Below are 10,848 nucleotides of genomic sequence, written 5' to 3'. Positions count from 1 at the left end.
CTCACTATTATCTCGGATGATTCACTTTTACCCTCTCAATCCGCGTATGTGCCAGTTGGGGGTGCGGAATGTGGGTTTTAGTCTAAACTCCAATAACTACTGCACCACATTCGAGGCATTTACACGATTGTGTCTGGTATTCGACGACCTCGATTGGTTTGGCGACTAGACTTGCTACTTGCTGCCTGTGGATGTTAATTACTTCACTAATTTTGACAGATGCTGGGTGAGCTAATTTCGGTTCTGTCTACTCGTCCAAACCCTTTTCGGGTTTTCCCCTGATGACCTGGTTGTCCACCTGGTTTCTTTTTCTGGTCTGCTTCTGGTTTGACTGTTGGTTTCTCTGGTTTTTGGAGTAGATCCGTTGATGGAGGTTTTGATGAAGTTTGACTGGTGGTTTGATTTTTGCCCGTAGCAATCGCTAGTTTTTCTTGCAATTCTTCAATGATTTTTTGCAGCCCCAGTACCAGTTCTACCAGTTCAGCTTGGCTCAACTGCTCGATTTGGGTTTTTTCTTTCTGTCTGGTGGCTGCGGGCTTTTTCATTCGTTTATTTTACCAGATGCCGCCACTTAAGTCTTTTTTGACCTGAATCTTTACCCTTTATCTAATGTCTATCTCGTCTTCTTGTCAAGGGGGTTGAGCAATTACCTACAGTGAATTAAAGATATTAATTAATCCGCCCATAGGACATATTTTACCATCTAAAAAAGAAGCGATAGGACAGAATATAAAATCCCAGGGCGCCGGATTTGCCAAGAAGAAATGGTGAATTAAATTATTGGTTTTAAATTATCGCTCTGTAGGTATCCTTTTGCAGTGTCAAGAGGTAGCGAGCGATCGACATATCTGGGCTTTGTAGTTAAGATAATTTCCCGGTGGGAAACCGAGAAATTATCAACTCAATCAACCTTTTTTCTGGCGTTGCAGCTTAGTTTTCCAATTGGCTATCTCCTTCTGAGCCGGCTGATAACTCTTAGTACCCGACGGCACCAGCGAAGCAGCTTCAACTGCCTCTTTGAGCTTTCCTTGAGAGCCACGCAACTGAGCAATTTTGAGAATACTTTCGCTCCACTCTCCAATTAACTGCTGAGCTTCTTCATACTTCGGCTGACCGGGCTCAATCTTATTAGCTTGCTGGATGCCTTTACTGTAAGAAGACGCAACCCCCCGCTTAATTTGACCCTTAGCAGCCGATAGCAAAGCAACATTTACGTCCTGGTCTTTGGATAGCTCGTCCCACTGAGCGATCGCCTGTTTCGACTGATTGTAAACAGGCTTGTTGACATCAGGCATCAATTTAGCAGCCCCGATCGCCCCCTGGAAATCGCCCCGAGCAGCCCGCCCGTTAGCTATATCCAAAATCGTTAAACTCCAGCGCTCAATATCCTGCTGAGCCTGCGGGTAGAGCGGATCGCTAGCCGGAATCGTTCTAGCCTTAGCCACTGCTTTATTAAAACTAGAAGCCGAACCATCCTTGAGGAAAGTTTTCGCCTCAGCCCACACCTGCTGGCTCGATTGTGGCTGCTTGCTTCCAGTCACTGCTTGCACCGCCCGAGGTTGGTTCTGCGACCCCCCAGCACCAGCAGATTTTTGAGATCCAGAGTTTTGGGCATTTTCAGCAGGCGATCGAGGATCTCCTTCCTGCTGACCGATAAAAATTGATTTGTTCGTCAGAAAAACACCCAACAGGAGCACCAAAGCCGTAGCTGAGCTCCACAAAACTAGCTGCTGCAAAAATGACTTGTCCGACCCCCCGTTATCCCGATCCTCCGGCTTTTGCAAGCTGGGTGGATCGCCTCCCCGATCGGCAGGACCAGCAGCATCCGGCTGCAACGCAGGTGGCATCTCAACCGACGAATCCTCAGCATTGCGAACTGCCGGAGGCAGCTCCACTCGAGCCGTAGCCGTCGCCATTTGCGGGCGATCGAACCCATCAGCGGCATTAACCGCCATATTGCCATTGCGTCCTGCCAACACAGCAGTTGGCACCCCAGAAACATCCGGCAAAATTACCAAATGAGCCTTTCCCGGAGGATTCACCACCATCAAAGGTTCTTGTTTGGGACGCAAATGGTGGTCGCACAGCTCCGGCAGCCGATCGCTCAAAAAACGGTCTAAACCCTTAAGGGTCATGCACTGTCCCGATCGCAGTCCCTCCAAAAGCGCCGTCGTAAAAAACCCCTGACGCAAAGCCGAAGTTTCGCGCGAAACTTGATTCGGGCGGCAAGAAAGCACCGTCGGGATTTCCAGTTCCCGCGCCAGCTCTGCCGTTTGAGAGCCGATCGTGTCCCCCGCTTTCACAATCTGGCTGCGGTTCATATCAACTAGCACCAACACCGTTTCCGTAGGAGCGTTTTTCAGAGTATTCAACAGCAACTCTACCGGAATCCCAGTACCCTGAATGTCCGCCGGATTGCCGTCAACTGGCATTAAATAATCCTTGCCTTCATAACTGACACCGTAGCCGCTAAAAAAACACCAGAGTAAATCTCCCTGTTGCAGATGTTCCGCACACAGGCTTTGGGTCAACCTCACAATATTTTCCCGATTCGGATATGTTGATTGACCCCACAGCGACGGCGAGCTATCGGTCATCAGCAGACACCCGTCCGGCGCAAAACCCGCCTCCTCAGTCAAAAAACCGTACAGTGCCTCTGCATCCTCTTGGGCATAACTCAAAGGCTGGAGTAACTGATATTGATTGATGCCTATTGCAATACAAGCGTGATTTTTCATCTCATATGCCCTATACACATAGTGGACAGCTTGCACAAAACGATAACACATAGCCGTTTAAGGTTATACCTACTTTCGCCAGCACTCTGACAGCAGTTGTCCGAAGGCAGAAGTCCCAACAAGCGCCAAAATTTAGCATCCTAGAATTTTCAACTTTTATATTGCAGTAAAAATTTATACCCTGTGCCTGGTTTCAGAAAAATGAAGTTAAATTGGATACACAGGCCAGTCTATTTGAGTCTAATTTTCAGCAAACAACACCAAAAAGGAATAACCCGCCAATGGTCTCTACTGCCCAAAAAGAAATTTCCACCCGCAGCGAATCGCGACTGAAGCAAAAGCATCCTAAAACTCACAGCCATTATAGGTTTCAGGATTTTTTTGCCTTCGATAACCAGATAGGTACAATTAACGACTGGAATAAGTCGCGCAACATTTTTACCAGCGAAGACTTCATTATCGGTTTGGTGGAGGGACTCGAAGAAGAAGTAGGTCCGGCTTCCTCTGTCATCATGTATACTATTGGTTGCCATTGGGGGCTGCAAGATTCCGAATTTTTTCAAAAATGGTTTAGTGCCGAATTCAGCCAGAACATTCGCCAGTCCAATCTCATGTTTCTGCTAGAAACTTGGTGGTGGCCTTTCACTGCTCAAGGTTGGGGTCGCTGGGAAGTTGACATGAGCGATCGCAAACACGGCTGCATCTTCATCAATATCTTTGACTCAGCAGTTGCTCGCACTTTGGGCGACGTAGGCAAACCGGTTTGTCACCTATATGCCGGTTTGTTCGCTGGTTTCTTCGGATCTCTAGTCAAAAAGCCTCTGAGCTGCATAGAACTCCAATGTTACTCAATGGGAGAAACATATTGCAAGTTCCTGCTCGGCAACCCTGATAAAATTGATGCAGCAGCATTCTGGCTCAACGAAGGTGCCAACGCCCGCGATATTCAAACTCGACTGCAACACGGTGAAATATTGCGGTAAACAACAAAGTGGAAAGGCAAATCCCCTGCCCTGCCTTTCCTCCCACCAATTTCGCGATCGAGAGTCCGATGGTGGGCCTCTCCAGGCAGGAAAAAAGATGAAAAGTCAAACTTCATGGTTGGACAAGTCTGTCCAAGATTTCTTTGGCCACTATAATTGGTTGGGAAAACCTTTAGAAACCCAAAATGGCTCGACCCCCGGTCAAGTTATGACTTTAACCCAGCCAGTAGCAGACTTTTTTCAAGCTATTTCTTGGGAAGGAATTCCCGAAGTAGGTGCTCTACCCCTACCGCCACCCTTGCCAGTAATTTCTATTTCTGAACCAGCAGAAGTCACCATTGATGACCTATTCGACCTGTTTTAATCTGTGTGCGAAATGGAAAACAAAAAATATGGCAATCCCTCATCCCTCATTTTTCATATCTCCTCTCTCAAAATCCCTCCGTTAAATCCGTTAAATCCCTTACACTGCTTCTTGCCGAACTTCATTCTTTATATCAGTTACCGACTACCACTTAATAAAAATCATGCACCCTGAGATTGAGTCGCTGCTAGACCAGGCAGAAAACCGCTTTTTAAAAGGCGAAGAACTCATAGCTTTTAAGCGTCAAGCTGCAACTCTTGCCCAGCGCTTAAAAATTTACGAATTTTTGCGAGATAAGGAAGCAAGCATCTTCCAACCAATAGCCAACCAGCTACAAGAAACATACCCAGACGAAAAACAAGAAACCTTAGAACGATCGCTCAAACACTGGCTGTTAGTCTTGCGGTACTGCGCTATGGCCATGCTGCTGAACGATAGAGATTTGCTCGAACAACGCCTCCTAGACTGGCTTTCCGGCATAGTCGAAGCCCACCAAACTCAAAAGCTCGAAGCAACTGTTTGCGATCTGCTGCAAACTCGTTTAAAAGAACTGCTTTCCGAGCAAGCCAGGGCTATATTACAGCCATTTTTAGACCAAGCGCAGTCAATAGTTATTGACCAAGGTAATAAATAATCAGAAAATTCCCAATTCCCAATTCCCAATTCCCAATTCCCAATTCCCAATTCCCGATGATTAATATTGCCGACTTGCTCAAACAGCCCAGACTCCCTGGAAACTACTTTGCCAGCGATGCCTACGTCCGAGGCGACCTCGAACTCGGCTTGCTAGAAAACCGCCGGGGCGATCGACTCATAGCGCTCCCAGAAACACTGATTCAAGCGATTTATATCGGCTTGGAAAAAGAAACCGGTCAAGCCTCCCGCCTCGTGCTTTTCAACTGCGGTCGCTGGTGGGGTAAAAACTTCTACGTGCGTTTTTGCGAAGAAGTCAGCGAATACTACGGTCAGCCAGTTTCTGAAATGGAAATGGTAGAATTTCTTCAGTCCTTGCAACAGTGCTGGAAAACTCACGGATGGGGAACACTTGAACTGGACCCCAGCTATTCCGAACACGGATTTTTAATAGTAAAAACTGCTAATTCTCTTTTTGCCAAAACAGCCCCCAAGTCTAAGCAGCCAGCCTGTTTTCTAGAAGCAGGTATTTTAAGTTCGTTCTTTAGTCAGCTTACAGGTCGAGAACTCCACTGCCTGCAAACCTCTTGCGAATCCTTGGGTTCGGACTGCAATCGCTTTATTTTAGGGCTGCGCGATCGCCTCCAACCAGCAGATAATTTCGTCGAAGAAGGACAACAACACGAAGCTATTATCAGTCAACTTACCCAAAAAAATTGACTTATTTGACAGCTATTAGCAACTAACTAATAGCTGTCAAATCGATGGCAACCCAGCTATTAAATTCACCATCATCAAAACTGTGAGTTAAATTATAAAAAAGCTAAAGAGTTGGAAAATCCGATTTTAGCTATTTAAAGAAAACCAGATTATAACTAGGAGCTAGATAATTCATAACCGATCATAGAAACTCATAAAAATTAAAAGCAATCACAACCTAAAACATTTTGCTAGAACTTAATGGACGCCAACGAACTTCTAAATCGATATGCAGCCGGCGAAAGAGATTTTAGACTGGCAAATCTGCGCGGCATTGTCTTGAGTCCGATCGATTTATACCGTTCCAGCGATGCCCCAACTCTAATCTTGGCAAACCTCAACCAACACCAGCACCGACCCTACTTAATCGGTGCTAACCTCAGCGGTGCCGACCTCACCAAAGCCCATCTGAGCCGAGCCAACCTCAGCAAAGCTGACCTCACCGGAGCCAATCTCACCGGCGCCAACCTCATGGCAGCAAGTCTCAGCGGAGCCAATCTCACCGGCGCCAATCTCACCGGCGCCAACCTCGCCGGATGTCACCTGAATTGGGCAAATCTGACCGGAGCAATTCTCCCCAAGGCCAATCTCGCAGGTGCAGATCTGAGTGCTGCCAACCTCACAAAAGCCGATCTGGGCGAGGTAAATCTAAGTAAAGCTTATCTGATTAAAGCCAATCTCAACGGGGTCAATTTCAAAGATTCCTGCTTAAGTTTGGCGAGTCTCAAAGAGGCAGACTTGACCGAAGCACAGCTCACCGGATCTGAATTGTTCAAAGCCAACCTAGCCGGAGCCAACTTAACCCGTGCTAACCTCAGCAAAGCTAAGCTGTTGCAAGCTAACCTCAGGCGAACTAACTTCACTCAAGCCTATTTAAACGGCGCGTGCTTGAGCGAATCAGACCTCAGCGAAGCTTGCTTGGATAGAGCCAATTTGTGCAAAGCAGACCTGAGCAAAACCTACCTGAGAAATATTACTTTGAATGGCTGCCATTTAAGCGGTATCAACCTCAGCGGGGCCGATCTCGGCGGTGTAGACTTGAGCCGCAAACTTTTAACTGGAATTAATATGGCAGAGGCATTGTTGAACGAAGCTAACTTGAGCGGTGCTTATCTGATAGAAGCTAACTTGAGCGGAGCCTACCTCAGCAAAGCCAACTTGAGCGGAGCCTACCTGATCAATGCCGACCTGTCTAATTCTTGCCTGCAGGAAATTGACTTGAGCAAAGCTAACCTGAGTAAAGCCAACTTGCAGAAAGCTGACTTGACAGGAGCCAACCTCCGGGGAGCCATTCTCACTGAGGCGGATTTGAGGGGAGCCAAGTTGATTGGAGCCATTCTTCCTAACGGCACAGTTTATCGCCATTAACCTGTCAACCCCCTTGATTATTTGCCCAGTAAAGTGCGGTTGTTGTCCAGAATCGGAAAAAATAAGTTCCTTTCTTCCACGGTGAGATATTGTTTGAGTACCTTTTTCATTACATCGTAGGTCACGGTGGCAGTATTGCGAACTTGAACAGCGCCTAAAATAGTTTGCAACCAAAGCAGGAGCCGATCGCGCAACCGTTCAGTATCATTAATCAACATTGCTGCAGCCGAATGCCTCAAGACCTGAACAATATCTCCACGGCACTTTTGGGTCACATCTTGAGTCCCCCGGCGAAATAAATTAGGGTCGAGAGACTGCATTTGTGCTTCCACTTGTTGCATAATTTCTGTTTCAGACGCTTGAATTTTTTTATAAGCACTGATCCGGTGATTCAAAGACTGAAGGTAGTCTTTCAAAAATTGGAGTTCTTCAGCACTGGCGTAGCGTCCGTCTGCTTCCGTGCTCAAACGTGCAAGTTGGCTCAACATAAGTTTTTCTCTACTACTAAAATACAAACATATCAGTTTTAAGCTTCTTTAGTCCGAACTAAATACTGTCCTACTTGAAAGCGGGTTTCATTAAGCTGTGTAACAATCGAACGAGTAATTAACTTTCCTGATTCTACAACTACTTGACCCGTGATTGGGTGTAATAAATCTTGCTGAGCCCTGCGGCCAATTAGAGCTTCCACATTTTCAATAGCATTAATGTACATCCCTGCAGGCAACTGTACAACTACACCCTCGCCCATAATTTGAGCCTGACAAGCAAGTCGCGAATTGGCTTGAGCTGTAGTAATGACTTCCAAGGTCCTCTTCTCGCGCCGGTTCATGTCAGATAAGCCTTCCATGCCTTCTTTAATGTAAACGTGGCAGGTAGCGCACATTCCCCGCCCCCCGCATTCCTTGAGAACGTCTAAGTCTTTGGAAAGTAAGGCAGACAGGATATTAGATCGGGTTTCGACTGCCATTTCCTCGGAAATTGGATCTAGTCTAATAATTTTAACCATATTGATTTTTGCTCCTGTCAAGTTCAGTATTTAGCAAGTACGATCGACATATTCAAAGCCAAAAAAATTTGGCTAACACTCAAAAAGGTTAAAATGGCTCGATCGCACCATCGGCTTCCGGCTCTCTAACCCTGATAGTATAACCGCGCTTCTGTTTTGGTAATCGCTGTTCCGTCTGCCCTATTCTCCAGCTTAGCTGCGATTGCTAAAATCTTAGATTTTTCGTTGACAGTCTTGAAAAAACTGTAATAGTCGCGATCGACTAAAATAGCAGCCACAGGTACTTATATATCTCGCACCCGAATCCGGCAAGATTGCTACTGATTCCGAAACTCAAGGATTTTAGTAGGCGCGACTGTGCGATCGCTCGATTGTCGGCTCAGAATCAACCTGAGATAACATAGGCTGTACCTGGCTAGCAATTTAAAAATTTGAATTTTTGTCAGAATTCTTTACATATTTTAATACTAGCTCAAGCATTTTCTACAATTAGACCGATGCAACATTCTAAGTACCGCATTTTAGGGCTAGTCGGACAAGGACAATTTGGTCAAGTCTTTTGTGCCAGCGTTCGAGAAGCTCCCGCCAAGGACTCCCGCCTCACCAGCCAACTGGTCGCTCTCAAAGAACTCAGCCATCAAAAAGCCCCAACTAGCGAATTTTTGCGAGAGTTATGGTTTTTGATCACCTTGCAGCACCCTAACATTGTCACCTGCCGAGCTCTAGAACACACAGCTACAGGCAGGTACTTGGTTATGGACTACTGCGAGGGAGGAACCCTCCGCAACCTGCTCAAACAAGACCGCCCCTTGCGGCTGCTCGAAGGTTTGCAGCTAGTCATGGAAGTTTTAGCCGGCTTAGACTACGCCCACCGCCGAGGCGTAGTTCACTGCGACATCAAACCCGAAAATATCCTCTTAACTTTGGGATCCAAAGGTTGGTCGCCCCGGCTGTCTGACTTTGGCATCGCGCGCCGCCTGCCAGAAATCGGTACCACTCGCCTGCACCAAGAAATTTCTCCCGACGCTACCGTAGGTTCCCCTGCTTACATGGCACCAGAGAGGTTTTACGGTCTTTACTCTCCCATGTCAGATATATATGCAGTTGGAATTTTGCTGTTTGAGTTGCTAATGGGCTACCGCCCTTTCGGCGGAACCCCCGGAGACTTAAGATGGGCACACCTGAATCAACGCTTGCAACTTCCCGATGCCATCCCCGAACCTTTGCAAGTAATAGTCAAAAAATCTTTGGAAAAGCTGCCAGCCCGCCGTTTTGCGAGTGCTGCCCAAATGGCTCAAGCTCTGCGGCTGATCGTGTACGACCCCGCAGTCAGGGAATTGGGGAACTGCATTATTCCTTGGGAAAATCCCGCAACTAAGGAGGCTAAAAATCAGAAGTCGGAAAATGAGTCTTTGCTGGAAGTCGAAGAAGACAAAGCATCACAGTCGGCTATTAATTTACTTCGGACTGTGCGCTATTCGCTTTCGCACCCAAAGCCACTGATACTTCCTGCACCCCTGACGGCTTTAATTGCCACTGAAACGTATCTCTATGCTGCTGTAGGTAAAGAGGTGAAGGTTTGGTGTCACCCAGGAAAACAGCTAGTTACAGGAGAAATCTCTACTTCTATATTAATGCCGGAAATCGTGCGCGGCATTTTACCTGCTTCCTCCGGCTGCTGCGTTCTCACTCCGCAAAAACTTTACTGGCTCAACGAGCGCTCTTGGGAGCCTCAGTGCTTGTTGGATATGGGTTTCAGGCAAGGGTCAGAGGCTTTAAAAGCTGCTGTTGATTCTCACGGTCGCTGGTTGACAGTAGCGGTTCCCGGCGAACTGCGTTTTTATTCTTTAGCTGGAAACAGCACTGCGGGCGATCCGAAAAAAGCGCTGAAGCTGATCGCTACTGTGCCGTTACCAGAACACTATTTACCAGAATTAATGTTTTTGGATCGGCGACACGTCTTAGCAGTTTGGCCGGACAACGAACCAAAAAATCCCCAAACTATTTTTAGAGTTTACACTCGCCGCGGCACGCCTGTGGGTTCTGTACGGTTGTCTGCCAGCGTCGGACAGATGCTGTTGACACCTGAGCCTTATACTTTGCTGGGAATTCCTCAAGGTGGTAAAGCGGCGGTGCTGTTGATGAAATTGTGGCCACTCAAGGTAGCGCGAATTCCTCTTGAAAGTTTGCCCGTGTCTGCTTGTGTGGCTAATTGGGGATGGGTGTTGGCAGATGTTGGGGGGCAGATAGAAGTGTTAAACAGTCAAGGGATTCAAGTAGGGAGTTTTAGCAGCCCCGCCTCACCCCGGGCGATAGCTCCTTGGGGGAATAGAGGTTTGGCGATTGCTGTCAATACTGAGGAAGAGAGTCACTTGCACTTTTTAGATGTAGATGTTGAGGAGACCAACTCGCGCTCGCTCATCAAAGGCTGATAACTGGGGTAACTGAAGGAGTTTCAGGGTGTAATTCAGGAGAGTGTATTTGCGGGCTATCAATTCCTGGGAGTTCGATCGGGGTTAGAGTACCGTGTCGTGCCCACTTCAGGATTTTGAATCAGAGGAATTGTTAAGAGCGATCAGCTCAATCTGAGAGCCAAACGTCCCTCAGTAAAGTCCAAGAAATGCAGACACCACTTAATTACATAATATATATGACTCATGCACCAGACTACTTCTGTCATCCTAAGCCCATGATGCAGCCTCACGGCTTACACTCTAACTTTGCCTTACCTATACTCCAAGTAAGCCCCATCATGTTGAACCACGGAGTTCTTCTACCCATGCGCGGGAAATAGTCCAGCCAAAATACGGCTTTTGGCCCAAAAAAAGACCCCATAGTTAAAAGAGGAGTCAGCCAGCGGAGGTCGGAGCGGTGAAGGACAGCCGAAACCCTTGGTGTGTATAGGTTCAAAAAACAACAAAAATATTTTCACAAAACGCTTGACAACTCTGGGGAGAGTTGATACATTAATAAAGCGCCAGAAGGGAAGCGGTT

General features: G+C 47.1%; 10 protein-coding genes and 1 pseudogene. 6 read left to right on the top strand and 5 right to left on the bottom strand.

Annotation, left to right across the window (positions count from 1 at the left end; translation table 11 throughout):
- Positions 1-266: 266 nt before the first annotated feature.
- Together QUA99_RS30950 and QUA99_RS30945 are read right to left on the bottom strand one after the other, a co-directional pair.
- Positions 267-545, bottom strand: a pseudogene (locus QUA99_RS30950) (DUF6444 domain-containing protein); the annotation flags it as partial.
- Between the two features lie 360 nt (positions 546-905).
- Entirely contained in the window at positions 906-2,738 is a 1,833-nt protein-coding gene (locus QUA99_RS30945) for a peptidase C14 (RefSeq protein ID WP_333244791.1), read from the bottom strand.
- 281 nt (positions 2,739-3,019) lie between these two features.
- On the opposite strand from QUA99_RS30945, the gene QUA99_RS30940 reads away from it, so the two are divergent.
- From QUA99_RS30940 to QUA99_RS30920, 5 genes are all read left to right on the top strand, one after another.
- A complete protein-coding gene (locus QUA99_RS30940) occupies positions 3,020-3,721 on the top strand; it encodes a V4R domain-containing protein (RefSeq protein WP_333244787.1) in 702 nt (233 codons plus the stop codon).
- A gap of 97 nt (positions 3,722-3,818) precedes the next feature.
- Positions 3,819-4,085: a hypothetical protein gene (locus QUA99_RS30935; protein ID WP_333244784.1), complete on the top strand. Its 267-nt coding sequence runs from the start codon at positions 3,819-3,821 to the stop codon at positions 4,083-4,085.
- Between the two features lie 163 nt (positions 4,086-4,248).
- Positions 4,249-4,719, top strand: coding sequence for a phycobilisome protein (locus QUA99_RS30930; protein ID WP_333244781.1), 471 nt, complete (start codon positions 4,249-4,251; stop codon positions 4,717-4,719).
- A 56-nt stretch (positions 4,720-4,775) separates the two neighbouring features.
- Positions 4,776-5,438 (top strand): V4R domain-containing protein, encoded by a 663-nt coding sequence (locus QUA99_RS30925; RefSeq protein WP_333244778.1) that lies wholly within the window; start codon positions 4,776-4,778, stop codon positions 5,436-5,438.
- Between the two features lie 240 nt (positions 5,439-5,678).
- Positions 5,679-6,845 (top strand): pentapeptide repeat-containing protein, encoded by a 1,167-nt coding sequence (locus tag QUA99_RS30920; RefSeq protein WP_333244775.1) that lies wholly within the window; start codon positions 5,679-5,681, stop codon positions 6,843-6,845.
- Positions 6,846-6,862: 17 nt separating this feature from the next.
- Here the strand turns inward: QUA99_RS30920 and QUA99_RS30915 are convergent, their stop codons facing one another.
- The 3 genes from QUA99_RS30915 to QUA99_RS30905 all read right to left on the bottom strand — a co-directional run bounded on the left by QUA99_RS30915 (position 6,863) and on the right by QUA99_RS30905 (position 8,132).
- Complete coding sequence (locus tag QUA99_RS30915; protein ID WP_333244772.1) at positions 6,863-7,333, bottom strand: phycobilisome protein; 471 nt, start codon at positions 7,331-7,333, stop codon at positions 6,863-6,865.
- A gap of 38 nt (positions 7,334-7,371) precedes the next feature.
- Entirely contained in the window at positions 7,372-7,854 is a 483-nt protein-coding gene (locus tag QUA99_RS30910) for a 2Fe-2S iron-sulfur cluster-binding protein (protein WP_333244769.1), read from the bottom strand.
- A gap of 125 nt (positions 7,855-7,979) precedes the next feature.
- The gene (locus QUA99_RS30905; protein ID WP_333244767.1) at positions 7,980-8,132 is read right to left on the bottom strand and encodes a hypothetical protein; all 153 of its coding nucleotides are present in this window, start codon (positions 8,130-8,132) and stop codon (positions 7,980-7,982) included.
- Positions 8,133-8,351: 219 nt separating this feature from the next.
- Here QUA99_RS30905 and QUA99_RS30900 point away from each other — a divergent pair, with 219 nt between their 5' ends.
- Positions 8,352-10,286 (top strand): serine/threonine-protein kinase, encoded by a 1,935-nt coding sequence (locus QUA99_RS30900; RefSeq protein ID WP_333244764.1) that lies wholly within the window; start codon positions 8,352-8,354, stop codon positions 10,284-10,286.
- The last annotated feature ends 562 nt before the right edge of the window (positions 10,287-10,848 follow it).

The organism is Microcoleus sp. F10-B2 (genome assembly GCF_036704965.1).
GTDB lineage: Bacteria > Cyanobacteriota > Cyanobacteriia > Cyanobacteriales > Microcoleaceae > Microcoleus.
This window is presented reverse-complemented; position numbering and strand designations above follow the sequence as displayed.

What these genes read in the sequence shown, in the direction of transcription:
- QUA99_RS30935 (WP_333244784.1), top strand. Translation starts at nt 3,819, where the DNA reads ATGAAAAGTCAAACTTCATGGTTGGACAAGTCTGTCCAAGATTTCTTT.
- QUA99_RS30930 (WP_333244781.1), top strand. Translation starts at nt 4,249, where the DNA reads ATGCACCCTGAGATTGAGTCGCTGCTAGACCAGGCAGAAAACCGCTTT.
- QUA99_RS30900 (WP_333244764.1), top strand. Translation starts at nt 8,352, where the DNA reads ATGCAACATTCTAAGTACCGCATTTTAGGGCTAGTCGGACAAGGACAA.
- QUA99_RS30915 (WP_333244772.1), bottom strand. Translation starts at nt 7,333, where the DNA reads ATGTTGAGCCAACTTGCACGTTTGAGCACGGAAGCAGACGGACGCTAC.
- QUA99_RS30920 (WP_333244775.1), top strand. Translation starts at nt 5,679, where the DNA reads ATGGACGCCAACGAACTTCTAAATCGATATGCAGCCGGCGAAAGAGAT.
- QUA99_RS30945 (WP_333244791.1), bottom strand. Translation starts at nt 2,738, where the DNA reads ATGAAAAATCACGCTTGTATTGCAATAGGCATCAATCAATATCAGTTA.
- QUA99_RS30925 (WP_333244778.1), top strand. Translation starts at nt 4,776, where the DNA reads ATGATTAATATTGCCGACTTGCTCAAACAGCCCAGACTCCCTGGAAAC.
- QUA99_RS30940 (WP_333244787.1), top strand. Translation starts at nt 3,020, where the DNA reads ATGGTCTCTACTGCCCAAAAAGAAATTTCCACCCGCAGCGAATCGCGA.
- QUA99_RS30910 (WP_333244769.1), bottom strand. Translation starts at nt 7,854, where the DNA reads ATGGTTAAAATTATTAGACTAGATCCAATTTCCGAGGAAATGGCAGTC.